Genomic DNA, 23,436 nt, shown 5'->3' with positions numbered 1-23,436 from the left:
TGGGGAAATGACAAATGTTGCACCTGCTTTGCAAGATTTGTCACTCATGATTCTTGGCCAGTGACAAAAGTTGCACGCCCTCGCTCAGCGACCTGCGAAAATGACAAATGTTGCACCGATCTCGCAACATTTGTCACTACACCGCCCCAGGATGAAACCGTTCGACCAAATCGGCGACGTACTTGCCCGCCTCGGGCCCTTCGTAGGCTTCGACGACGTCGGAGACCAGCCCGGCCTGCCGAATTTCGCCCTTGTCCACCCACAAAGCGGTGGTGCACAGCTGCGCGAGGAAGTCGTTGGAGTGGGAGGCGAAGACGAGGATTCCTGACCTGGCGACGAGTTCCGCCAGACGCACCCGTGCCTTGGCCATGAAGGCAGCGTCGACAGCGCCGATGCCCTCGTCGAGAAGCAAAATCTCTGGCTCAATGGAGGTGACCACGCCGAGAGCGAGGCGGACGCGCATGCCTGTGGAATAGGTGCGCAGGGGCATGTTGAGGTAGTCGCCGAGCTCGGAGAATTCGGCGATTTCGTCGATTTTGGCGCGCATTTGTTTGCGCGACTGCCCGAGGAACAACCCCCTGATGATGATGTTTTCGTACCCCGAGATTTCGGGGTCCATGCCCACGCCGAGGTCGAAGACGGGGGCGACGCGGCCGCGCACGTCGGCGACACCGCGGGTCGGCTCGTAGATGCCGGAGAGCAACCGCAGCAGGGTGGATTTGCCGGCACCGTTGTGTCCGACGAGGCCGACGCGGTCGCCTTCGCGCAGGTGGAGGTTGATGTCGCGAAGCGCCTCGACGACGACGGTGTTGGAGGCGTTTTTGCCGATCGCGCCGCCCGCGGAGGACACGACCGCCTTCTTCAGGGAGCGCGACTTGGCGTCGAAGATGGGGAAGTCGACGCAGGCATCATAGGTGTCGATGGAAACCACGTGTTTTCTCCTTATACCCAGTAGGGGACGCGGAAGCGCCACTGCCGCATGACGAGGAGCGCGAGCAACAGCCCCACGACGGTGCAAGCGCCGACGATGCCCCAGTGGTAGAGGGCAACCTCCCTGCCGACGAGCGGAGCGCGCACGATCTCGAGGTAGTGGTAGAGCGGGTTGAGCTCAGCGATCCGGGCGCGCTGAGCAACCTCGCCGCCCTGGTCACGCAGCGTCTGGGTCGTCCAGACGATGGGGGTGACGTAGAACAACAGCTGCACCAGGGACTCGAGAAGCGGCGCGACGTCGCGGAAGCGCGTGGCGATGATGCCGAACAGCATGGTCACCCACACGCCGTTGATCACCAGCAGCGCGAGCGCAGGAATCGCGAGCAGGGTATTAAGCGACAGCGGGATGCGGAACACGATGACAAGCAGCACCCAAATCACCATGTTGTGGGCCAAAAACAGCACCTGGCGCCACACCAAGCGGTAGACGTGCACCGACAGCGCCGAGGGCAGCTGCTTGATCAGGCCCTCGTTTTCAATGAAAATGTCCGAGCCGTCTTTGATGCAGCCGGCGATGAACCCCCAGATGATGAAGCCGACGGTGACGTGGGGCAGAAACTCGCGCACCGAGATCTGGAACAGCATGGAGTACAAAAGCCCCAGCGCCAGGGCCATCACGCCGGTGGCGACGGTGATCCACAGCGGGCCGAGTGTGCTGCGGCGGTAGCGCTGCTTGATGTCCTGCCAACCGAGCTGGAGCCACAGTTCGTTTTGGCGCCAGCCGCTGACGAGGTCGCGAAACGCCATGGACAGCGTCGTGGACTTTGACGCGGGCGGTTCGCTCGATGCGTTGGTGGTCATGCGCGAGACGTCGCTTCGCAAGCGGTCCCGCAACTTCTGGTTCTCCTGCACATCAAACACCCTAGCTGCGAGTGTGCGTTGCAAGGTCATGGTGTGCATAATTGGTTTGGTTAATAGGCATCGATCAGGGTCGAGGAGGTGTGTGCGTGGCCTACGACATTGCCAGCGTTCGTGGCCTCTACACCTCACTGTCCGACGGCTGGATTTACCTCAACGCGCACGACTGCCCGCAGGTTCCGGAGCGGGTGTCGTCCGCGGTTGCACGCTCATTTCGCGTGGCTACGTCGGTTTCGCGGCCCGAGCCCGCCGCCGGTTCGCACTCCAAGCCGACCTCAGGCTCGCCCGAGGCAGCCATCTTGCTTCACGACGCCTCCGTGGCCGTCGCGGACCTCGTCGGAGCCACCCCCGAACGCGTCGTGCTCGGCCCCGGCCTGGTGTACCTTTACGCCTCTCTGGTCGCGTCGATGCGCCCGCTGCTGGGCAAGAATTCCTCGGTGGTGCTCAACAACGTCGACCGCGTGGAGCTGACCGCGGCGCTCGGGCGCACCGAAGCGGACGTGCGGTGGGCTGCCGCTGACCTGGCGACCGGGTCGCTGCCGGGCTGGCAGTACATGGACCTTGTCGACGGCGCCACCCGCCTCGTTTCCGTGCCCGCGGCGCACCCCTACCTGGGCTCTGTCGCGCCGGTCGCGGAGATCGCAGAGACGGTCCGCGCCGCCTCGCGAGCCTGGGTGCTTGTCGACGCCTCCGCCTACGCCCCGTACCGCCCCATCACTTTCGACGACTGGGGCGCAGACATTGTGGCGGTGGACCTGAAGGAAATGGGTGGTCCGGAAATCGCCGCGCTGGTGTTCCGCGACGAGAGCATGTTCGGCCGCCTGGCCGCCGTGGGCGACCCCGCGGCCAACGGCGCCGCGCGCCTGGATCTGGGGGTGTCCCCGGGCCTGGCCGGAGCGGTCGCACCGACGATCGGCCACTACGCCTCGCTTGTCGACGCCCCCACCGGCCGCTCCACCCGCCGCTCACGCCTCGTCGCCTCCATGTCGGAGACCTCCGGCTACCTGGAACGGCTGCGCGACGAGCTGCACACCTTCCTAGGCACCCTGCCAGCGGTGCACATCGTGGGCGTTTCGGGCGAGGCCGCTGCGGAGTCCGACGCGGAAGTTGACCGCATCCCGCGGCTGTCGTTCGGTGTCAAGGGCGTGCCCGCGCTGACGGTACAGCAGCGCCTCTTTGCTCACGGCATCGTGGCGTCGCTGATGCCAGAGGGGCCGCTGACCGACGAGATGGGCGTCGGCGAGCTCGGCGGCGCCGTGACCGTGTCGCTGAGTCCGTTTAACACCACGGCCGACATCGAGCACCTCATCCGCACCGTGGCGTCGCTGGCGTAGTTCGGCTTAGTCGAGCGTTAGAACAACCTTGCCGGTGTGATCGCCGGAGTCGAGGTAGTCGTGGGCGGCGGAGGCGTCGGCAAGCGGGAAAGTCTTGGACACGTTCGCCTTGATGGCGCCGCTTTCCAGCAGCGGCCAGATGTTTTTCACCATGCTGTCGACGATCTCCGCCTTCATCGGGCGCGGGCGGGCGCGCAGCGTGGTGGCGTGCACGGACTGGCGGCGGGTGAGCATGCGGCCCAGGTTGAGGGTGCCCTTGGGCCCGCCCTGCAGCGCGATGACGACGAGGCGGCCGTCGACGGCCAGGCTGGCAACGTTGGGCTCGAGGTAGGACCCGCCCATGATGTCGAGGATGGCGTCGCAGCTGCCCTTGAGCTCCTCGGAAAAGTCCTGCTCGTTGTAGTTGATCGTGATGTCCGCGCCGAGGTCGCGGCAGTACTCGAGCTTCTCCGCGCTGCCCGCGGTCACGGCGACCTCGCAGCCGAGCGCCTTGCACAGCTGGATGGCAAACGAGCCGATTCCGCCGGCGCCGCCGTGGATGAGGACGCGGTCGCCGCGGGAGACGTCGGCAATCATGCCCAAGTTCGACCAGACGGTGGCAGCGACCTCCACAACGCCGGCGGTGTCGACCAGGTCGAAACCCTTCGGGATCGGGGTGAGCTGGCCCTCCGGGACGGCGACGTACTCGGCGTAGCCGCCGCCGGCGAGAAGGCAGCCGACCTCCTCGCCGGTGTCGGTGCGCACACCCGCGCACTCCAAGCCGATGATGTCGGACTCGCCCTTCGGCGGCGGATACATGCCCTTGGCCTGCATCAGGTCGCCGCGGTTCACGCCGGCGGCGGCAACCTTGACCAAGACCTCGCCGTCACCCGGGCTGGGATCAGCGACGTCGACGAGTTCGAGGGAGCGGGGGTTGTCGGGGTCAGTGAGCTGGATCGCTTTCATGCCACCCCAGATTAACGGAACTACCCGGGCCGTAGGTTACAATCGCGGCACTGGAGACGTGGCAGAGCGGCCGAATGCACCGGTCTTGAAAACCGGCGAGGGTTAAACCTCCGGGGGTTCAAATCCCCCCGTCTCCGCCAGGATTTTCTACGAGTCAAGATTGATCCCTGAACGTGGCTTTTCTTACCTGCTCGAGCCTTTTTCTGTTGAGATCAGACATGGTCTGCGGCGACAGAGTATCGAAAAGCGGACGGTTGGTGTGCATAATCTGCGAGTGGTGTAAGTCTCTGAGGTCCCTCTTGTACAGACGCAACTTTGACTCGCGCGTGAATGCGCCTCTCGCTGAAGTTAGAGCCCGTTGTTCAGCCACCCATGCGTAACGAGAATTCTCGACCAGTTGGTACTCGATCGCTCGCTTCACCAGAGCAGCAATCCAATCAGCAAACTGGATATTGGACGAAAGCTGGCTATCGATGTGCATAGGCGGCTCTACGATGCGCCTCATCTCACCGTGCTCCGCAGCGCGGCCAAGGATATGGGAGTACATCACGGGGAGTCGTTGTTTCCTCGACTTCTCATTGATCTGGTCCATCATGACGAGAACATTTTGATCATTGCTGTCTGCGAATCGGGCGATCCGGTTTAGCGTTTCTCGCATCGCAGTCTCCTCGCGAAGCTTAAATTCCCTGGGACCACAGTTTGTTTGCTTAGGCGTGCCGATGGGCTTTTCTTCCGCATAGTAAAAGAGGTTCCCGCCAAGCGTACGAAGTTGATTAATGAGGTAGCCCAAGACCCTGAGATTCTGTGGGCGATCCAGTGGTGCCCTCGCAAAAAGAAGATCCGAGCCCTTTCGCTCCCAACGCCCTTCATGCTCGGCATTGCTCGTCTCGGTTGGAAACAAATTTCTTCTTTCGCGTGTAAAGCTCGCCCCGAATTTGCGCGCATTTCCCTCTGGGATAACGAATCCGCCGTACCCGAACGCGGGGCCATCATGGAATCTGTTGTCGTCGGTACTTACGAAAGCCCCCGGCTGACTGATCTCATCGATGTATGCGAGAAGCACGACCTTCCCTTCCGCTACCAGGAACGCGAAAACCCGTGCACAGGACACGGGTCTTCGGAATTGCTGCCCGAGATCTTCTTGCCTAACGGCTCAACCTTGGCTTACACCTGTGACTATATATCATGCGAACTTTGCTGTCACTGGGGGGAAATTTCTACCCGCGCGCCGCATCGAGGGCGTCGATAAGCTTCTGCGCCGCGGCCTGCGGATCCTCCCACTTGTCCAGGCCGAACAGGCCGATGCGGAAGGTGGAGAAGCCGTCGCCCTCGCCGATCTTGAGCGGCACGCCCGCGGCGATCTGCACGCCGAAGGGCTTCAGCGCCGCGCCGGACTGCAGCTCGGGGGTGTCGGAGTAGAGCACGACAACGCCGTTGGACTCGTAGCCCTCGGCGGCGACGGAGACGTAGCCGCGGTCGCGTGCGGCCTCGCGTACGGCGCGGCCGAGTTCGACCTGGCGCGCGGCCAGAACGTCGAGCCCGACTGCCAGGGACTCCTTCATCACCTCGAGGTTGTGCACGATCGTGTCGGTCGGCAGCGTGGCGTGGTAGGCGGCCTTGCCCTCGCGGTAGCCCTCGAAGATCTCGAGCCACCGCGCCAGGTCGAGGGTGAAGGAGGTGGATTCGCTCGTGACGACGGCCTCACGGGCGCGCGAGTTGAGCATCACGTAGCCGGTCGCCGGCGAGCCGGACCAGGACTTTTGAGGCGCGGAGATGAGCACGTCGACCTTCGAGGCGCCCATGTCAGTGAAGTCGGCGCCGGCGGCGATGCAGTCGAGGACGAACAGGGCGTCGGCCTCGCGAGCGGCCGCGCCGAGCTCGGCGATGTAGTCCGCGCCGAGTGAGGTGCCGGAGGCGGTTTCGGTGTGGGCGGTGACCACGAGGTCGGGGCCGAACTCGGCGATGGCCTCGCGCACGCTATCCAAAGCCGGCGGCGCGTACGAGGGGGTGTCGGAGTCATCGGTGGCAACCGCGTTGAGGACCTTGACCTGGTCGGTGATGGCGCCTTTCTCAATGATCTGCGTCCACCTAAACGTGAAGTTGCCCTGCCGGATAATCAGCACTTTCTTGCCGGTCGCGAGCTGGCGTGCCACAGCCTCCATCGCCGCGGTGCCGCCCCCGGGGACAAGCGCGGCGGTATCGGCGTTGTAGGTGTCGGTGAGAATGCCGAGCAGCTCCTGCGTCGAGGTAATGAACTTCTGCGACATGTGGTTCAAGGAGCGGTCGGTGAACACCACCGAGTACTCGAGCAGGCCGTTGGGGTCGATGTCAGTGCGGGGCAGTTGAGTCATGCCCTCAAGATTAGCCCTGCACCGCGTCCCAGGCGCGCATGAACTGCTCGGCCTCCTCGCGGTTGGTCACGGTCACGCGCAGGCCCTCGGGGAAGGCGCGGGTTAAGACACCGTGGGCGGCGAGCGCGGCGCTGATGCGCTGCGCGTCGACGCCTGGCAGCCAGACGAAGTTGGACTGGGTGCGCGCCGCCTGAACGTGGTCGGCCACCTCGTCGCGCACCGCCACCGTCTCGTCGGTGCGGGCCCGCATCGCGTCGGTGGCCTCGAGCGAGGCGATCGCTCCGGCCTGGGCGACCGCGCTGACTTGGAAGGGAATCGCCACCGCGTTGAGCGCGGCGATGATCTCGCGCGGGCCGAAGGCGTAGCCGACGCGAACCCCGGCCAGGCCGTAGGCCTTGGAAAACGTGCGCAGCGCCACCACGTTGGGGTAGCGGGCAATCGCGTCGGTGCCCTCCACGGCATCCTCGTCGCGGTTGTACTCGAAGTACGCCTCGTCGAGCGCAACGGTCACGTGGGCGGGCACTTTCGCCATGAACTCGTCGAATTCCGCGTTGGTGATGACCTGCCCGGAGGGGTTGTTCGGGGTGCAGAGGAACACCAGGGACGTGGAGGCGTCGATAAGCGAAGCCATGCGATCAAGGTCGTGCTTGCCGTCGCGGGTCACGGGCACGGCGCGGGCCTGCGCGCCGACGACCTGCAGGAAGATGGGGTAGGCCTCGAAGCTGCGCCACGCGTAGATGACGTTGTTTTCGGTCGTGCATGTGGCCTGCACGAGCTGCTGCAGAAGCGCCGAGGAGCCGTTTCCCACCGCAACCTGATCGACACTCACGCCCAGGTGCTCCGCCAAGGTCTCGCGCAGCTCGACGGCGAACATGTCGGGGTAGCGGTTGGCACCGCGCGCCGCGAGCTCCATCGCCTCCGCGGCGGCCGGCAGCGGCTTCTCGCTCGACTCGTTGGACGACAGCTTCAGTGCGTTGTCGTTTCGGGTGCCGGGAACGTAGGGCGGGATGGCTTCGAGGTCGGGGCGAATCATGGCGCTTAGTCTATTTGGTCGTTAGAGCGATGGTTCGGTAGTATGCGAAAAGGTCTGGAGACGTGCCAGAGTGGCCGAATGGGGCTCCCTGCTAAGGAGTTGCCCTCTTGACGAGGGCCGCAGGTTCAAATCCTGTCGTCTCCGCCAAAAAGCGTTACCCCCATCTGAGGAAACCTCAGGTGGGGGTTTCTTCATTTTCCGCGCGAAACCGGGTCTAAGATATTCGCTCGTGGATAAATCCCGCCCTGTCGGCCTCTTCGAGCCTGCGCGGCTCACCGCCGTGGTCTTCCTCGCGCTCATTCTGACCGGGACCGTTCTACTCATGATGCCGTTTTCCACCGCGGGTCCGCAGTGGGCGCCGTTTCTGCCGTCTCTGTTCACCGCGACTTCTGCAGTCTCCCTGACAGGGCTGACTGTGGTGGACACCGGTACCTACTGGACACCACTGGGTCAAGGGATCATCCTCGCGCTGATACAGCTCGGTGGCTTGGGCATCATGTCGCTCGCCTCGCTGTCCGGCCTGTTGATTACCGGCCGCGTGAGCTTTCGCGCGCGCCAGACGGGTGCTGCCGAGGGCCGTCCTGTCACCCAGGGCGGGATCCGTCGCACGTTGATCTTCACCGTGGCGTTCACACTGCTCGTCGAGCTGCTCGTTGCGGTAATTCTGACGCTGCGCTTCATGGTTTCCTACGACCACTCGTTTAGCCGCGCGGTGTGGGAGGGCGTCTTCCACTCCGTGTCGGCGTTTAACAACGCGGGGTTTAGTACGAACACCGATAACCTCGTCCCGTTCACCGCCGACGCATGGGTGCTCATGCCGCTGGCCGCGGCTCTCATCGGCGGCGGGTTGGGCTTCCCCGTGTGGGCGGAGTTGGTGCGTCTGACGCGGCGTTCGCGGGTGCGCGTTCATCGAATCTCGATCACAGCCCGCATGACTCTGACAGCCACCGCGTTCCTCCTTCTTACCGGTACGATCTTCATGGCGTTTGCCGAGTGGAACGGGGTGTTCGGCGACATGCCCGTCTGGCAGAGGGTGCTCAACGCCTTTTTCGCCTCGGCGACGTCGCGCACGGCGGGGTTCAACACCTTTGACTACGGCGAAGCACACCCGATCACCTTGATGGGCACCGACATCCTGATGTTCATCGGTGGCGGCTCTGCGGGTACCGCCGGCGGCGTCAAGGTGACCACCGCGTGCGTGCTCATTGCGGCGATGGCCGCGGAGTTCCTCGGGCGCGAGGACACGTCGATCGGTCACCGCACGCTGCCGCGTTCGGTGACGCGTCAATCGCTGGCGCTGGCGTTTGCAGGAGTCGCGGTGGTCACCGCCGGTATTGGCGCGCTGCGCATCTTCGATCCGCAGTTCAGCGGCGACGAGGTGTCGTTTGAGGTGATGTCCGCCTTTGCCACGGTGGGTCTGTCGACGGGTATCACCCCCGAGCTGTCAGCCCCGTCGCAGGTTATCCTGTGTCTCATCATGTACCTGGGCCGCGTCGGCCCCACAACACTGATTGCGGCGCTGGCTGCCACGGCCGTCAGTCGCCGCTTCCGGTACCCAGAGGAAAGGCCCTTCATTGGCTAACATGTTCAAGGCGTTCGGCGGATCGAAACCCACGATTGACATTCCCCCGGTCGTAGTCATTGGGTTGGGCCGTTTCGGCGAGGCACTCGCGCGTGAATTGATGGTCCACGGCGTCGAGGTTCTCGGCATCGACACCAGCGAAAAGTTGGTTCGCGAACAAGCCCCGTATCTGACTGAGGCGGTGTGCGCCGACACGACCGACCCCGAGGCGCTGCGCCAGCTGGGCGTCGATGACGTCGACCGCGTCGTGTTGGCTATCGGCAGCCACCTCGAGGCATCCATCCTCACCGCCTCGAACCTTATGGAGATGGGCACCAAGGACATCTGGGCGAAGGCAACGTCCGAGGCCCACGAGCGCATCCTGCGCCAGATCGGCGTGCACCACGTGATTCGCCCCGAGCGCGACACCGGCCGCCGTGTCGCCCACCTGCTCGGCGGCCGGTTCCGCGACTTCGCCGAGATTGCGCCCGACTATGGCATTACCCGGTTGGCCCCGCCCGCCGCGTTGGTGGGTCGCCCACTCGTGCTTGGCGACGTCTGGCGCACGCACAACGTCCAGCTCATATCGGTGCGCGTCAGCGACGGCCGCTGGATTCCCCTCGAAGACGGCATCAGCCTCGCTTCAACTGACTACATCGTCGCCGCTGGCAGCCCCGGCGACCTCGAGAGGTTTTCAAAGTGAAGGCTCTGGAGCGGCGTTTGAGTGGGCGTCGAGAAGCAAGCCTCGAAGAGCTCGAAGAGGTGCAGAGCGAGCTCGCCACCCTGAGCCTGCGGGAACTGACAAGCCTGCTCGGGCGCACCAGCGCCTCGCGCGGGGCGAAGATTTTGCGGTTGCTGCCGCCGGAGCGATCGGCCGCGCTTTTCGACGCCCTCACCGCGGCGCACCAGGCCGACCTCATCCGCGCGCTCGGCGACGACAAAGTGGTCAACTACTTCGGCGCAATCGGCGCAGAGGACCGCGTGGCGCTGCTCGATCACTTGCCGGTGGAGATCGCGGAGCGGCTCGTGCGCCAACTCGACGAGGACGACCAGCGCGTCACCAGCGTCGTGCTCGGCTACCGCAAGGGCACTGTGGGCCGGCGCATGTCGCCGAAGGTGCCGAACGTCACCCCCGAGATGACGGTGCGCGAGGTCGTGGGGCTGCTGCACGATCACGTTGACGAGCTGGAGACGATCTACACCATCCCGGTCGTCGACGCCGACCGCTCAGTCTGTGGGGTGCTGCGCCTGCGCTCGCTGTTTCGGGCCGCCGATGACGATCGCGTCGCGGAGATGATGGAAGACGCCAGCGTGTTCCACGCCGGCGACGACCTGGAGGACTCCGCGCGATGGCTGCTTTCCTCCGGCCGGCTCGCCGTGCCCGTGGTCGACGACGACAACCGGCTGATCGGCATCTTCACCTACGACGAAGCTCACGACGTCGCCGAAGGTGCCAACAGCGAAGACTCCGCCCGCATGGGGGCCTCCGAGGCGCTTCGCACGCCCTACCTGTCCACGCCTGTGCTGCGCCTGGTGCGCAGCCGAATCGTCTGGCTGCTGGTGCTCGCGCTGTCGGCGATCCTCACCGTCCAGGTGCTCGACATCTTCCAGGCGACGCTGGAGCAGGTCGTCGTGCTTTCTCTGTTCATCCCGCTTCTCACCGGCACCGGCGGAAACACCGGCAACCAGGCGGCAACGACGGTGACGAGGGCGCTTGCGCTTAACGACGTCCGCAAGAGCGACATCCTCAGCGTCTTGTGGCGGGAGCTGCGGGTGGGCATGCTGCTCGGCGCCGTCCTCGGCTCACTGGGCTTCCTTCTGGCCACAGCATTTTTCGGGCTGGGGATCGGAACGGTGATTGGTTCGACGCTGTTAATCATCTGCACCATCTCCGCCACGGTTGGCGGGATGATGCCGATCACCGCCAAGGCGGTGGGGGCGGACCCGGCGGTGTTTTCCAACCCCTTCATCTCCACCTTCTGCGACGCGACCGGGCTGGTGGTGTACTTCCTCATCGCGAAGTCCGTGCTCGGAATTTAGCCGTGAGCAGGCGTTTTGGCGCCTCTGCGCGTGCGGTGTAATGTTTGTCTTCGTTGCCAGCGCCCGTAGCTCAACGGATAGAGCATCTGACTACGGATCAGAAGGTTGGGGGTTCGAATCCCTCCGGGCGCACCACTGTCAGACCCTCGGGAACCCCCCCGGGGGTCTTTGTTTTTTTAAAACACCTCGACGCGCCCGCCCAACGCCTCAATCTGCTTGAGCTGGGCCACCCAGCCCGGTCCTCCGGGGTGGACGCGCATGACGGGCCGCGAGGAGATCTTCACCGGCGAGACGGACTCGCGCCGGGCGCCCGAACGCGCCCCGATGCGCACATAGGAACGGTTGCCGGCCTCGGCGAGTTCCTGCATGGAGGGGTTTTCTCCGGAGAGCCCGTCGCGGGCCGAGGAGAGCAAGGCGATGTACTCGTCAAGAACCGGAACGAGCGCATCCGCGTTGGTTTCGCACATGTTGCGCACCAGCGATGGATCGGTTCCGGCGACACGGGTGGCTCCCTTGAAGGAGCCGGCGGCGAGTGACTGGGCGAGCGTTCCGCCGTGGTCCCCGACTATGGCCAGTGCCTCCGCAATCACGTGGGGCAGGTGCGAGACACGCGCGACGGCCTCGTCGTGCCGCGCGACAGAGACCGGCACCGCCTCCGCACCGGTCAGCGCCGCGAGGGCGCACACGTTTGTGAACAGCCTCGACCACGACTCGGGCACAGCCTCGCCGGCAGCGTCGAGCTCGTAGGCGAAGTCGTAGGTGACGGCCCACGCGGCGCGGTGGAACAGTCCCTCGTGGGAGGCGCCCCACCCGGAGTTCTCGGTGCCCGCCATCGGATGGCCTCCGACGTAGCGCGCCTGGAACCCGTGAGCGCGCACGAGGTCGTAAACGGGCTTCTTCACGCTGACAACGTCAGTGATTCCGCAGTGTCCGGCGTGTTCGGCAATGGCGTCGAACACGCCGGACACGGCGTCCATCGGGACGGCGACGACGAGCAGGGCATCGCTTTCTGCAGCCCGCGTCAGGGTCTGCGCCAGATCGGAGGAGACGTCGAAGCCGTCCTTTTGCGCGGCGCGTGTCGCCGAGCGTGAACGCGTGTATCCGAAGACCTGCTCGCCGTGACCGGCGAGGTCGCGCATGAGGGAGCCCCCGATAAGTCCGAGGCCAAGGATGCAGACGGGTGGCAGCTGGTTATGTGGGATGGTCACGCTGACAAGTCTTACACAATTCGCCCCCCTCCGACTACGCTGACTACCCATGAGCCAAGGCAGAAGTAAGGACGGTTTCGCGGAGGGGTACGCGGTCACCATCGCGCAGCACAACGGAGGTTGGCTGGTCCGAGAATTCGACGATTCCTTCCGTCGCCTGGCCACCTCCGTCGGCGCGGTGCGTGCCCTGCGCGCAGAGGGCGCCGCGTTCGCGTTGCTCAACGTGGAGGAGGACTTTTTCGTCATCGTGCGCCCGGGCCCCTCGCGCATCAGGCTTTTGCTTTCCGACGCCACGATGGCCGTCGACGACGACTTCGCGGCGGAGATCGCCGAGGAGGCGGGCATCGAGATCCCCGACATCGACCCCGCTGAGCTTGACGACGTCGACGGTTACGCGGATGGGGATTTCGCGATCTTGGCCGACCTCGGCCTCGGCGAAGAGTCGCTGAGCGTTCTCGTCGACCCGGACGACGACCCGCACGCCGTGATCGAGAGCATCGCGGCGCACCTCGGATTCGCGGACGAGCTTGATGATGCCCTTGGCTGATCGGCGCATGGCGCGTGCACTCGAGGTCGCGCGCACGACTCCGCCCGGTGATGTCCCGGTAGGCGCCGTTATCTACGACGCGCTGGGCCGTGAAGTGGGGCATGGGGTGAACCGTCGAGAAGCGAGCGGCGATCCCACCGCCCACGCCGAGGTGGAGGCGCTGCGGGCCGCTGCCCGCACACTGGGCGCCTGGCGTCTCGACGGCTGCGAGCTGGTGGTCACGCTCGAGCCGTGCACCATGTGCGCGGGAGCGATTCTCGGCGCCCGGGTCAGAAGCCTCGTCTTCGGCGCGTTCGAGCCGAAGACCGGGGCGGTGGGCTCGCTTTTCGACGCCCTGCGCGACCCGCGCCACCTCCATATTGTCGAGGTGCGCGCCGGGGTGCGGGAAGCGGAGTGCGCGGCGCTTCTCACCGAATTCTTTGCGGATTTGCGGTCTCCCGAGACGCAATTGTTATCCCCGCCCGAGGCAGGCGGTGGTAGTTTGGGCACTACAAAGTTCACCGACCGAATAATTTAAAGGAGTCAACCATGGCACTTGAAGGCAAGGGCGACCAGCTCAAGGGAAACATCAAGGAAGGCCTCGGCGAGGTCACCGATAACAAGTCCTTGGAGAACGAGGGCAAGGCAGATCAGCTCGGCGGCGACATCCGCGAGAAGGCTTCCGAGGCGGGCAACGCGATCAAGGACAAGTTCAACGACGCCGCCGCCAAGATCCAGGATGCGCGCGAGAATAAGTAATTTGGTGTCGCGGACACGCACCCGTTAATCTGTTCCTCGGTAGCGTGTCCGAGCGGCCGAAGGTGCTCGCCTCGAAAGCGAGTGTGGGTAAAACCACCGCGGGTTCAAATCCCGCCGCTACCGCCACATCGTTAAAAGAAGCCTCCGACCTGCGGGTCGGGGGCTCTTTGTTGTCATGCCTATATGATGGGCGAAACCGAGATCTCAATGCGTAAGGACGCTGATAGTGGCGAAGTTTCTCTTTCAAGTGGGGCGCTGGTCGTACCTGCACAAGTGGCAGGTCATCATCGCTTGGCTGCTCATCTTGGCCGGCACCGCCGGGGCCGCGTTCACCCTGTCGAAACCCTTCACTTCAGAGTTCGCGATTTCCGGTACCCCGGCGATTGAGGCTCTGAACACGCTGGACGCGAACTTTCCCGGCACTGGTGATATCGCGAACGCCCCAACGGTGAACCTGGTCTTCGCCGCACCCGAGGGCGAGCGGCTGGACTCGCCGGAGAACATGGAGGCGATCGATGCCACAGTGGGCTACATCGCCGACAACCTCGAGGGCATCACCGCAACGGAGCGGTTCGGAAACCCGGTTGAGGTCAACGAGGAACTGACGCGCACCATCGTGGGGCAGATGACCGAGATGGGGTTGCCCGCCGAGGCCGCGAAGGCCGACGCCTACAACGTGCGCACGTTGTCCGACGACGCAAGAATCGGGTTCACCACCTTCAATTTCGGTGCCGAATCCGCGATGACGGTGACGCAGGAGGAACGCGATGTGGTCAACGCGGCCATGGACATTGGCCGCGACGCCGGCTTGCAGGTGGAGGCCGGCGGGCCAGGTTTCGGCGAACCGATTGAGATCAAGACGACCAGCGAGTTGATCGGATTGGGCGTGGCGTTCATCGTCCTGCTGCTCACTTTTGGATCTTTGGTGGCGGCATCGATGCCCGTGGTTACGGCCGTGATCGGCGTTGGCATTGGCGCGCTTCTCATCCTCGTGGCCACCCGATTTGCCGAACTCAATGAAATCACCCCGGTGCTCGCCGTCATGATCGGCCTGGCGGTGGGGATCGATTACGCGCTATTCATCCTGTCGCGCTACCGGCAGGAGCGAAAACACCTGCCGGCCGCAGACGCCGCGGGTTTGGCCACCGGCACCGCGGGATCTTCCGTGGTGTTTGCCGGGTTGACCGTCTTTACTGCGCTGATCGCGCTGGCGCTGGCGCAGATTGAATTTCTCACGTGGATGGGTTTGGCCGCTGCGGTCACCGTCGCCATTTCCGTTCTCATCGCCCTCACCCTTATCCCGGCGCTTCTCGGCGCGTGGGGGGACCGGTCCTTCGGCGTCAAGCTCCCAGGTGTGGCGGGCAACCCCGGTCCGGGGAAGCGCCCGGCAAAGGACTTGACTGAGCGCTCCATGGGCCGCAGCTGGGTGTCACTGGTCCAGCGGTTCCCGGCGTTGGTCATGGCAGTCGTCGTCCTCGGCTTGGGTGCGCTGTCAATCCCGGTGCTCAGCCTGCAGATGGCCCTGCCTTCTGATACCACTTCAAATCTCGACACCACGCAGCGCAAGTCGGCTGAATTGATCGCGGAGGGTTTCGGGCCGGGAGTCAACGGGCAGTTCCTTGTCGTTGTGGATGCGCACAACGTCAATCCGGACGCCGCCATTCTTCAACCCTTCATGGATTCGATGCCGGATGAGGTGGGCGGGGACGCGGAGAAGGCGGCGCTGGCGTCCTTCTTGTACACCGTCAGCGAGGCGAAGAGCGTCAACGGCATCCGCCACGCCCAGCTCGTCGCGGTGAACGATGATCTCACCGCGGCGCAGATCGCGGCGACCCCGACAGCCGGTCCGGAGCAGGAGTTCACTCTTGACGTCGCCCACGGCCTGCGCGAGACCAACAACCGAGTCGAAGACGCTACTGGGGTGACTATCGGGTTGACGGGGCTGACCGCGGTGCAGATGGACATCACGGAGGAGTTGGCCACCACGATGCCGCTCTACCTCGGCATCGTGGTGGGGTTGGCCATTATCCTGCTCATCCTGGTCTTCCGCTCCATCATGGTTCCACTGGTCGCGGGCCTGGGGTTCTTGTTGTCGGTGGGCGCCGCGTTCGGTGTGACCATCGCGGTATTCCAGATGGGATTCTTGGATTTGGTCAACACTGCCGCCCCGATTATTTCGTTCATGCCGATCTTCCTCATTGGCGTCACCTTCGGGCTGGCGATGGACTACCAGGTGTTCTTGGTCACCCGCATTCGTGAGCGCTACCTCAAGGAGCGTGACAAGGGCCCCGGTGCGGAACTGCGCGCGGTCGAGAGCGCCACGGTGGAGGGTTTTGCGCAGGGCGCACGCGTGGTCACCGCTGCGGCCGTGATCATGATCGCCGTGTTCGTTGCTTTCGTGGACCAACCTCTGCCATTCATCCAGATTTTCGGGTTCGCGCTGGCGGCGGCGGTGTTCTTCGACGCCTTCTTCATCCGCATGACGCTCGTCCCCGCCACCATGTTCATCCTCGGCCGCGCAACCTGGTGGATGCCGCGGTGGCTGGACCGCATCCTGCCCGAGGTCGACGTCGAGGGCACGGAGCTGGAGAAGGAGTTCGAGCGTGGATGATTTGAGCTTTGAGGTAGGCACTGAGGTGGGCACTGAGGTGGGCACAGCCCGCACTGGTGTGATCCATACACCCCACGGCGACATCGCCACGCCTGCGTTCATCCCGGTGGCCACCAAGGCGACGGTGAAGACGCTGACGCCGGAGCAGATCCGCCAGGTTGGCGCGCAGGCTATTTTGTCCAACGCCTACCACCTCTACCTGCAGCCCGGCCCCGAGATTGTGGACGAAGCAGGGGGAGTGGCCGCGTTTGAGAACTGGCACGGGCCCACCTACACCGACTCGGGCGGGTTCCAGGTGATGAGCCTGGGCGTGGGGTACAAGAAAGTACTGGCGATGGACACCGTCCACCACAACCGCAACGACATCCGCGCGGGTGAGAAGGAGCGCCTCGCCAAGGTGGACGAGGACGGCGTGGACTTCAAGAGCTTCATCGACGGCTCCCTGCACCGCTTCACACCGGAAGTGTCCATGCAGATTCAACATCAGTTGGGCGCCGACATTATCTTCGCGTTCGACGAGCTGACCACCCTGGCGGATACCCGGATTTACCAGGAAAAGTCTGTCGAGCGCACCCACCGGTGGGCAAAGCGCTGCCTGGATGAGCACGACCGGTTGACCCGTCAGCGTGTGGGCAAGCCGCCGCAATCCCTGTGGGGCGTGGTGCAGGGCGCGCAGTACGAGGACCTGCGCCGCCAGGCCACGCGCGGCCTTCTGGAACTGGACCGGCAGGCGCGCGGCGAGGGCAAGCGCGGCTTCGGCGGCTTCGGCATTGGCGGCGCGTTGGAAAAGGAGAACCTGGGCACCATCGTCGGCTGGGTCACCGACGAACTTCCCACCGACAAACCGCGCCACCTGCTGGGCATTTCAGAGCCGGACGACATCTTTGCCGCGGTTGAAGCCGGCGCGGACACCTTCGACTGCGTCGCGCCGACGCGCCTGGGCCGCCGCGGTGGTGTGTACACCCTCGACGGGCGCCTCAATTTGACCGGGGCGCGTTTCAAACGCGACTTTGCGGGCGTCGATGAGGAGTTCGGCGGCTACGTCTCCGAGAACTACTCGCGTGCGTACATCCACCACCTGCTCAAGGCGAAAGAGTTCCTCGCCGGCACGCTGTGCACGATGCACAACCTGGAGTTCATGATCCGGCTCGTGGATAACATCCGCGCCGCCATCCAGGACGGGACCTACCCGGAGTTCAAGGCCGAGTTTCTGGGACGGTATTACGCTCCAGCCGCTTCACCCACGCAATGACCTGGTAAGTGACGGGCACGAGCACAGCCTCCATGAGCGTCTTCCACGCGAAGCCGACGACGACGTAGTTGATGAACTGCCCCGGTGTCTCAATGCCGATAACGCCGGCGGCGATGGCGCAGAAAATCAGCGTGTCAAAGAACTGACCGACGATGGTGGAACCGATCAGGCGCGCCCACAGGTGGCTCGGGCCGTAGCGGTCTTTCATCTTCTGCAGCACCCACGCGTTGAGCAGCTGGCCGACAACGTAGCCCGCCAGCCCGGCGATGAGGATCCGGGGCAGCGTGCCCAAAATCGAGGCGAAGGTCTCCTGCGCCTCGTAGAAGGGCGCGGGAGGAAGGGCGATGGCGATGCTGAATGATGCCACCGCTAGCAGGGTGACACCAAACCCGATGAAGACGGTGCGACGCGCCGCCTTGAAGCCGTAGACTTCTGCGATGACGTCGCCGATGATGTAGGAGATCGGAAAGAGGAAGAAGGCTCCATCGGTGATCAGGGGCCCGAGCTGCACGCCCTTTTGCGCGGTGATATTCGAGATGATGAACACCGCGCAAAACACGGCGACAAGAATGGGGTACGGGGAGCGGGTAGTGGGATGATTCACGCGTAATATCTTAAGGCCATGACGGCCGGACGCTATGCACCCTCCCCGAGCGGGGACCTCCACTTTGGCAACCTGCGCACTGCTGTCTTGGCGTGGCTCTTCGCGCGGCACAGCGGCCGCGCCTTCTACCTGCGTGTCGAGGATATTGACTCGGAGCGGTCTTCCCCGGAGTCCGCCCGCCGCCAAATCGAGGATCTGCAGGCGATCGGCTTGGATTTCGACCCGCCCGTGGTGTACCAATCGCAGCGCACGGCGCTGTACGAGGCTGCTTTGAACAAGTTACCTGTGTACGAATGCTATTGCACGCGCCGAGACATCCGTGAGGCGGCCGGTGCGCCCCACGCCCAGCCCGGGATGTACCTGGGGACCTGCCGGGACCTGTCGGATGAGCAGCGCGCTTATCGACGCTTACAGCTGGCGAAGCAGGGACGACTGCCGGCCCTGCGCCTGCGCGCCGGGGTGGTCGAGTGGACGGTGCGGGATTTCTACCGCGGCGAGGTAAAGGGTGTGGTCGATGACGTCGTGCTCAAACGTGGAGGCAACGTCTACCAGGCGCAGGCGGGCGACTGGGCTTACAACCTCGCGGTCGTTGTCGACGATGGCGCGCAGGGCGTCGACCAGGTCGTGCGCGGCGACGACCTTCTAGACTCCGCTCCGGCCCAGGCCTACCTGTCCTCGCTGCTGGGCTACGTGGAACCGGAGTACGTCCACGTTCCGTTGGTGGTCAACCGGGAGGGGCGGCGCCTGGCCAAGCGCGATGGGGCGGTGACGCTGCGCGAGATGGGACCCGCGCAGGATGTGGTTGTCCGCATTGCGGACTCGCTCGGGTGCGCGGGTGTGGCATCGATCAGCGAACTGCTCGCCGCCTTTGATCCGGAGCGTTTGCCGCGCGAGCCGTGGGTGTGGGCTTAGGCGAGGGGCGCGCAATCCTCGGCGCTGGGCAGAACCTCATCCGTGGGGCGCTCTAATCCCCACTTCGTCAACGCCACGATGGTCGGATGCGCCGGCATGTCGGGATGCGTGATGGGGGTGTCCGGCGAACACGCTGCCTCGGCGTCGAGGTTAACGACGTTCGCGCCGGGCACCGGGGAGAAATAGGATGCCGAGTTCGGGGTGACGGTGGTGTCGTTGGGGGAGAAGAGGGACGTGTACGTCACGCCCGCGGCCGTGTCGGGGAACGAGTTTGCCTCGGCCATCGTGGCGGAGCCGGCGAGTTGCTGGATCGCGGCGGTCGACGCGAAGAACGCGGTAAGTGACGGCATCGCGGTGACCAGTTTTAACAGGAAGTCACCGCTGCCGTTGAGCGTCGTGCCGTGCAGGCTGGCGCACATGGTGACAACGCGGTCGACCTTGTCGGCGTTGCCGAAACGTGAGATGTAGTTCTTGGCCTGCAGCGCGCCCTGGGGGTGGGCGACGATGTCGACCTTTTCCGCGCCCGTCTGTTCCAGCACGTTGTCGATAAATCCAGCGACTTCCTCCGAACTGGAGTTGAGGTCCGCCGTACCGTAGAGCGAAGGCACGATAGCCTGGGCGGTGAGCAGTTCCTTGCCGTAGTTGATGCCATACGAGCAGTACCCCTCATCCTTGAGGTAGCGCGCGAGCTTGTTGAATTCCCACATGTTCGCCGAGGTCCCGTGGAGGATCACGACCGGGTGGGGGTGTGCGGACGAGGGGAGACACGAGGGATCGTTAATCACGCTCCCACTTGCCAAGCTCGAGATGGCCGAACCGAGAGAGGGTGAACTCGATGACGCGCCGGCGACTGCGCCACCGGCCAGTAGGGTGACCGCGGCAAGCGTTGCCACAAATGTGGGGTGTGGGGGAGTGGTCCTCATAATCGCTCATCGTATGGGCGCATATTATGCACCGGTAGTGCAATTGAAAGTTGGTACGAAAACAGACTTTTGGCGGGGGTTATACCGGGGAGTCATTAGAATCGTCCTCAGCGGAAGAAGGGCGAACAATGCACACAGAAAACCGGGCCATAGGAATTGCCACCCAAGGCGTTGATGTTTTCTCAGCTAAAGCGCTTGAGCTTGTGGTGAAAGGGTTCATTCCCACTTTCACCGCCGATGCCGCGGATTTCCGTTTGGCGGCGGAGGCGCTGCGTATTAACTATGCGGGGCTCTACGACCCCATGGCCGCCGTCCACTCCTCCGCGGTGGATCCCTTGCCCCACCAGATTCGTGCAGTCTATGGCGAGCTGCTGCCGCGTATCCCGCTGAGGTTCCTCCTCGCGGACGACCCCGGCGCGGGCAAAACCATCATGGCGGGCCTCTATCTCAAGGAGCTGCTTCTGCGCTCGGCTCTCAAGCGCGCGCTCATCATCGCGCCGGGTGGGCTGGTGGATCAGTGGTGCGCCGAACTGGAGGAGAAGTTCGGGCTCCGCTTCGATGTGTTCGATCCGGCGATGGTCCATCAGCACGGATGGCCGGACACGCACCCTTTTCTCGTGGCCAAAATGGACCAGGTGGCGCGGCGGGAGGACCTCGTCGGTGCGGTGGCGCAGGTGGACTGGGATGTCGTTGTAGTCGACGAGGCGCACCGCATGTCCGCGCACTATAGCTCGTGGGCGGGCGGGGTGAAGGCAACGAGGAGATTCGAATTGGGGCGCGCCTTGGTGAGCTCGGCGAGCAACGCCCTGCTGATGACGGCAACCCCGCATGCTGGCAAGGAGGAGGACTTCCAGCTGTTCATGTCGTTGCTAGACCCTGATCGGTTCGAAGGTGAGTTCCGCAGCGGCGTCCACACCACGGACACCGAAGGGCTGATGCGCCGGATGGTCAAGGAAGACCTTCTCACCTTCGAGGGCAAGCCGCTCTTCCCGGAGAGGCGAGCGTACACGGTGGTCTACGACCTCACTGATGCAGAACGTGCCTTGTACGACGACGTTACGGACTATGTGCGCACGCAGATGGGTCGCGCGGAACGCATTAAGGATAGGAAGCGCGGTAACGCGGTTGGGTTCGCGCTCATGGTCCTGCAGCGGCGCTTAGCCTCGAGCCCGGAGGCGATTGTGCTCTCTCTCAAGCGGCGGCGCGATCGGCTTGATGAGCGCGCGAGGCTGCTCGAGCAGGGTTACCTGGACCCGGTCGTAGATCCCAGGTTAAGCGAAGACGATGTGGAGCGGTTGAGCTCCTACGACGAGGAATATTCCGCCGCCGAGGTGGAGGATGTCGAGCAGGAAGTTCTCGACGCTGCGACGGCCTCGCAGACTGTAGAGGAGCTCCGCGCGGAGATCGCCGCGCTTGACGCGCTTGTTGCCCAGGCCCAGAGTGTGCGCAATGCGGAGGAGGACTCCAAGTGGGTGCAACTGCGCTCGATCTTGAACACCCGCGTGCTCGGCACGCCGACGGCCGACGGTGCACCGCGCAAGCTCATCGTCTTTACGGAGCACAGGGACACTCTCGACTACCTGAATCGGCGAATCACCGCGCTGCTTGGGAGCCAAGATGCCGTGGTGGCGATACACGGCGGGGTAGCCCGTAAGGAGCGCACGCGGATCCAGGAAGAGTTCACGCGCAACCCCAACGTGGTCGTCCTCGTGGCCACCGATGCGGCAGGGGAGGGTCTTAACCTCCAGCGCGCGCACCTCATGGTCAACTATGACCTTCCCTGGAACCCGAACCGTATTGAGCAGCGGTTCGGGCGCATCCACCGCATCGGTCAGAGGGAAGTGTGCCACCTGTGGAACTTGGTCGCCGGCGGTACTCGGGAGGGTGACGTGTTTGCGGCGCTTTTGGGCAAGATTGAGGTCATGGGACAGGCCTACAACGGCAGCCTATTCAACGTGTTGGGAAACGGCGACGCCTTCGAAAACGAGTCGCTCAAAGACCTGCTTGTCAAGGCAATCCGGTACGGTGATGATCCCGCCACAAGGCGCCGCATGAACGAGGTTATCGATGCAGGTATCACGCTGGGCCTGCGCGAGCTCGTGGAGGAAACCGCCTTGGACCACGACACGCTCGGTGAGGCAGACGTCGCTGAGATTAAGCGAGCGATGGAGGTCGCACGCGAGCGCAAACTACAGCCTGGCGCCATCGATGCCTTCGTCAGGTCCGCGCTAGAGCGCTTTGGGGGTGGAATTTTCGAGCGGGAGCAGGGCCGCTACGAGGTGACGCATGTGCCCGCCGCGGTTTGTGCCAGGGCGCGGGCTGCAGGGGGTGCGGTGGCCCGCAGCTACGAGCGCGTGACGTTTTCGCCTCAGCGGGTCTCGGTGGAGGGCGCGCCCGAGGCGGTGCTGCTCGCGCCAGGGCACCCGCTTCTCGACGCCTTGGTTAACCACACCATCGACCAGCTCTCCGAGACGCTTACCACCGGTACAGTGCTGGTGGATCGCAGGGATACCCCTGTGACCGTCCCGCACCTGCTCTACATCGTTGAGCAGACCATTCACACGGCTGAGGCGGAGAATGACGTGGTCTCGCACCACTTCGACTACGTGGTCATCCCGGCTGACCCGCAGGAGACCGACATCGCGGTGGAGACGGGATCGAGCCCAGCCCACCTGTCGTTTGATGCCGCGTCGGAGGAGGAGTACGCCTATGCGCTCGCGCATGGCCTGACGAAGAAGCCTGCTGCCGAGGTGACGGTTACGGCGCTTCGCGAGGCCTACGAGGACGGTGCGCTCCCGCGCCTGGGCGAGCTGGTGCGGCGCAGGAACGCGGAGCTCGATCGCACTGCCCAGCAGGTGCGTGAGCGGCTCACCGCGGAATCCAATCGCTGGTACAGCCAGGCCATGCGCCTTGCCGGTGACGGCGACAAACACGATGAGGAGATCTCGGAGGCGGCAGCCCGGCGCAAGGGCGAGGAGTTACGGGAGCGGCTGGGTAGACGCCTCGCCGACATCGAGCGGCAGCGCCGCCTCGTGGCGGCTCCTGGGGTAATCCGCGGGGTAGCGCTCGTCCTCCCGCCCGGTATCGTCGGCCCTAGAAAAGAAGACAAAGATCCGGATACCTTTGCAATTAGCACCGAGGAATCGGAGCGCCGCGGAGTTGACCTGACGATGGCGGCGGAACGCGCGCTCGGGCGCGCACCCGAGGAGATGCCGCACAACAACAAGGGTTTTGATATTCGCTCCACCGATGCGAACGGGGATGTTTACTTCATCGAGGTTAAGGCTCGTACTCGCGGCGCCGATTTGTTCACAGTGACGGTGAGCGAGATTCAGTTTGCGCAAAACCAGAGTGAGGACAACCGCCATATTTTGTCGCTGGTGAGCCTGTCTCCCGACGGGGCTGCACATGATGACATCCGCTATGTGTACCGCGCCTTCGACACCTACCGCCCCGGCCTGGGGACGGACTCCTCTAACGAAAAGTGGGCCTACCACTGGAACAGGGGGATCGATCCGCGGGCCTAGTG

Annotated in this window: 20 protein-coding genes and 4 tRNA genes; 15 read left to right on the top strand and 9 right to left on the bottom strand. The window is 64.2% G+C overall.

Annotated features, from left to right (window positions below; all coding sequences use genetic code 11):
- Positions 1–136: 136 nt before the first annotated feature.
- A complete protein-coding gene (wzt, locus tag E3227_RS03565; RefSeq protein ID WP_144317558.1) occupies positions 137–931 on the bottom strand; it encodes a galactan export ABC transporter ATP-binding subunit Wzt/RfbE in 795 nt (264 codons plus the stop codon).
- 11 nt (positions 932–942) lie between these two features.
- Entirely contained in the window at positions 943–1,842 is a 900-nt protein-coding gene (gene wzm, locus E3227_RS03560) for a galactan export ABC transporter permease subunit Wzm/RfbD (RefSeq protein WP_446002662.1), read from the bottom strand.
- Between the two features lie 95 nt (positions 1,843–1,937).
- Between wzm and E3227_RS03555 the strand changes: the two genes are divergently transcribed.
- On the top strand, positions 1,938–3,182 hold the full coding sequence (locus tag E3227_RS03555; protein WP_211346244.1) for an aminotransferase class V-fold PLP-dependent enzyme: 1,245 nt from the start codon (positions 1,938–1,940) through the stop codon (positions 3,180–3,182).
- Between the two features lie 6 nt (positions 3,183–3,188).
- On the opposite strand, the gene E3227_RS03550 is transcribed toward E3227_RS03555, so the two are convergent.
- Positions 3,189–4,127, bottom strand: coding sequence for an NAD(P)H-quinone oxidoreductase (locus E3227_RS03550; RefSeq protein WP_144317555.1), 939 nt, complete (start codon positions 4,125–4,127; stop codon positions 3,189–3,191).
- A 52-nt stretch (positions 4,128–4,179) separates the two neighbouring features.
- On the opposite strand from E3227_RS03550, the gene E3227_RS03545 reads away from it, so the two are divergent.
- Positions 4,180–4,267 (top strand) — tRNA-Ser (locus tag E3227_RS03545).
- Between the two features lie 14 nt (positions 4,268–4,281).
- On the opposite strand, the gene E3227_RS03540 is transcribed toward E3227_RS03545, so the two are convergent.
- The 3 genes from E3227_RS03540 to E3227_RS03530 all read right to left on the bottom strand — a co-directional run bounded on the left by E3227_RS03540 (position 4,282) and on the right by E3227_RS03530 (position 7,511).
- Complete coding sequence (locus E3227_RS03540; protein WP_144317554.1) at positions 4,282–5,190, bottom strand: DUF3800 domain-containing protein; 909 nt, start codon at positions 5,188–5,190, stop codon at positions 4,282–4,284.
- 154 nt (positions 5,191–5,344) lie between these two features.
- On the bottom strand, positions 5,345–6,478 hold the full coding sequence (locus tag E3227_RS03535) for an aminotransferase class V-fold PLP-dependent enzyme (RefSeq protein WP_144317553.1): 1,134 nt from the start codon (positions 6,476–6,478) through the stop codon (positions 5,345–5,347).
- A 10-nt stretch (positions 6,479–6,488) separates the two neighbouring features.
- On the bottom strand, positions 6,489–7,511 hold the full coding sequence (locus E3227_RS03530; protein ID WP_144317552.1) for a histidinol-phosphate transaminase: 1,023 nt from the start codon (positions 7,509–7,511) through the stop codon (positions 6,489–6,491).
- A gap of 56 nt (positions 7,512–7,567) precedes the next feature.
- On the opposite strand from E3227_RS03530, the gene E3227_RS03525 reads away from it, so the two are divergent.
- From E3227_RS03525 to E3227_RS03505, 5 genes are all read left to right on the top strand, one after another.
- Positions 7,568–7,658, top strand: a tRNA-Ser gene (locus E3227_RS03525).
- 82 nt (positions 7,659–7,740) lie between these two features.
- Entirely contained in the window at positions 7,741–9,093 is a 1,353-nt protein-coding gene (locus E3227_RS03520; protein ID WP_246062732.1) for a TrkH family potassium uptake protein, read from the top strand.
- A gap of 1 nt (position 9,094) precedes the next feature.
- Positions 9,095–9,775: a potassium channel family protein gene (locus E3227_RS03515; protein WP_144318580.1), complete on the top strand. Its 681-nt coding sequence runs from the start codon at positions 9,095–9,097 to the stop codon at positions 9,773–9,775.
- Positions 9,772–11,112 (top strand): magnesium transporter, encoded by a 1,341-nt coding sequence (gene mgtE / locus E3227_RS03510; RefSeq protein ID WP_144317551.1) that lies wholly within the window; start codon positions 9,772–9,774, stop codon positions 11,110–11,112. Before E3227_RS03515 ends, mgtE begins: the two co-directional genes overlap by 4 nt.
- Before the next feature lie 59 nt (positions 11,113–11,171).
- Positions 11,172–11,247: transfer RNA gene (locus E3227_RS03505), tRNA-Arg, on the top strand.
- 41 nt (positions 11,248–11,288) lie between these two features.
- Here E3227_RS03505 and E3227_RS03500 read toward each other — a convergent pair.
- Entirely contained in the window at positions 11,289–12,251 is a 963-nt protein-coding gene (locus tag E3227_RS03500) for a prephenate dehydrogenase (protein ID WP_006839242.1), read from the bottom strand.
- A 118-nt stretch (positions 12,252–12,369) separates the two neighbouring features.
- On the opposite strand from E3227_RS03500, the gene E3227_RS03495 reads away from it, so the two are divergent.
- From E3227_RS03495 to tgt, 6 genes are all read left to right on the top strand, one after another.
- Complete coding sequence (locus E3227_RS03495; RefSeq protein WP_006839243.1) at positions 12,370–12,867, top strand: tRNA adenosine deaminase-associated protein; 498 nt, start codon at positions 12,370–12,372, stop codon at positions 12,865–12,867.
- A 7-nt stretch (positions 12,868–12,874) separates the two neighbouring features.
- Positions 12,875–13,384 carry a nucleoside deaminase gene (locus E3227_RS03490; protein ID WP_144317550.1) on the top strand — a complete coding sequence of 170 codons (510 nt, stop codon included), beginning with the start codon at positions 12,875–12,877 and terminating at the stop codon, positions 13,382–13,384.
- An 11-nt stretch (positions 13,385–13,395) separates the two neighbouring features.
- The gene (locus tag E3227_RS03485; RefSeq protein WP_006839245.1) at positions 13,396–13,605 is read left to right on the top strand and encodes a CsbD family protein; all 210 of its coding nucleotides are present in this window, start codon (positions 13,396–13,398) and stop codon (positions 13,603–13,605) included.
- Positions 13,606–13,643: 38 nt separating this feature from the next.
- Positions 13,644–13,731 (top strand) — tRNA-Ser (locus E3227_RS03480).
- Between the two features lie 100 nt (positions 13,732–13,831).
- Positions 13,832–16,216: an MMPL family transporter gene (locus E3227_RS03475; protein ID WP_006839246.1), complete on the top strand. Its 2,385-nt coding sequence runs from the start codon at positions 13,832–13,834 to the stop codon at positions 16,214–16,216.
- Positions 16,209–17,468, top strand: a complete 1,260-nt coding sequence (gene tgt, locus E3227_RS03470) for a tRNA guanosine(34) transglycosylase Tgt (RefSeq protein WP_144317549.1) — start codon at positions 16,209–16,211, stop codon at positions 17,466–17,468. Before E3227_RS03475 ends, tgt begins: the two co-directional genes overlap by 8 nt.
- On the opposite strand, the gene E3227_RS03465 is transcribed toward tgt, so the two are convergent.
- Positions 17,413–18,072 (bottom strand): queuosine precursor transporter, encoded by a 660-nt coding sequence (locus E3227_RS03465; protein WP_050758234.1) that lies wholly within the window; start codon positions 18,070–18,072, stop codon positions 17,413–17,415. The genes tgt and E3227_RS03465 overlap by 56 nt on opposite strands.
- Before the next feature lie 18 nt (positions 18,073–18,090).
- Here E3227_RS03465 and gluQRS point away from each other — a divergent pair, with 18 nt between their 5' ends.
- Positions 18,091–18,984, top strand: a complete 894-nt coding sequence (gene gluQRS, locus E3227_RS03460) for a tRNA glutamyl-Q(34) synthetase GluQRS (protein WP_144317547.1) — start codon at positions 18,091–18,093, stop codon at positions 18,982–18,984.
- Here gluQRS and E3227_RS03455 read toward each other — a convergent pair.
- Positions 18,981–19,769, bottom strand: coding sequence for an esterase/lipase family protein (locus E3227_RS03455; RefSeq protein ID WP_170228619.1), 789 nt, complete (start codon positions 19,767–19,769; stop codon positions 18,981–18,983). The genes gluQRS and E3227_RS03455 overlap by 4 nt on opposite strands.
- Positions 19,770–20,035: 266 nt before the next feature.
- On the opposite strand from E3227_RS03455, the gene E3227_RS03450 reads away from it, so the two are divergent.
- A complete protein-coding gene (locus E3227_RS03450; RefSeq protein WP_144317545.1) occupies positions 20,036–23,434 on the top strand; it encodes a helicase-related protein in 3,399 nt (1,132 codons plus the stop codon).
- Positions 23,435–23,436 lie beyond the last annotated feature (2 nt).

Origin of the sequence: Corynebacterium sanguinis (assembly GCF_007641235.1) — a bacterium.
Classification (GTDB): domain Bacteria; phylum Actinomycetota; class Actinomycetes; order Mycobacteriales; family Mycobacteriaceae; genus Corynebacterium; species Corynebacterium sanguinis.
Note: the sequence above shows the minus strand (reverse complement) of the source record. Positions and strands in the feature narration are given on the sequence as shown.

Excerpts from the sequence above, each read along its gene's own strand:
- E3227_RS03550 (WP_144317555.1), bottom strand. The coding sequence starts at position 4,127 with ATGAAAGCGATCCAGCTCACTGACCCCGACAACCCCCGCTCCCTCGAA.
- E3227_RS03535 (WP_144317553.1), bottom strand. The coding sequence starts at position 6,478 with ATGACTCAACTGCCCCGCACTGACATCGACCCCAACGGCCTGCTCGAG.
- E3227_RS03530 (WP_144317552.1), bottom strand. The coding sequence starts at position 7,511 with ATGATTCGCCCCGACCTCGAAGCCATCCCGCCCTACGTTCCCGGCACC.
- E3227_RS03515 (WP_144318580.1), top strand. The coding sequence starts at position 9,095 with ATGTTCAAGGCGTTCGGCGGATCGAAACCCACGATTGACATTCCCCCG.
- E3227_RS03500 (WP_006839242.1), bottom strand. The coding sequence starts at position 12,251 with ATGCGCGACCTCGCCGGTCACGGCGAGCAGGTCTTCGGATACACGCGT.
- E3227_RS03495 (WP_006839243.1), top strand. The coding sequence starts at position 12,370 with ATGAGCCAAGGCAGAAGTAAGGACGGTTTCGCGGAGGGGTACGCGGTC.
- E3227_RS03490 (WP_144317550.1), top strand. The coding sequence starts at position 12,875 with ATGGCGCGTGCACTCGAGGTCGCGCGCACGACTCCGCCCGGTGATGTC.
- E3227_RS03485 (WP_006839245.1), top strand. The coding sequence starts at position 13,396 with ATGGCACTTGAAGGCAAGGGCGACCAGCTCAAGGGAAACATCAAGGAA.
- gluQRS (WP_144317547.1), top strand. The coding sequence starts at position 18,091 with ATGACGGCCGGACGCTATGCACCCTCCCCGAGCGGGGACCTCCACTTT.
- E3227_RS03450 (WP_144317545.1), top strand. The coding sequence starts at position 20,036 with ATGCACACAGAAAACCGGGCCATAGGAATTGCCACCCAAGGCGTTGAT.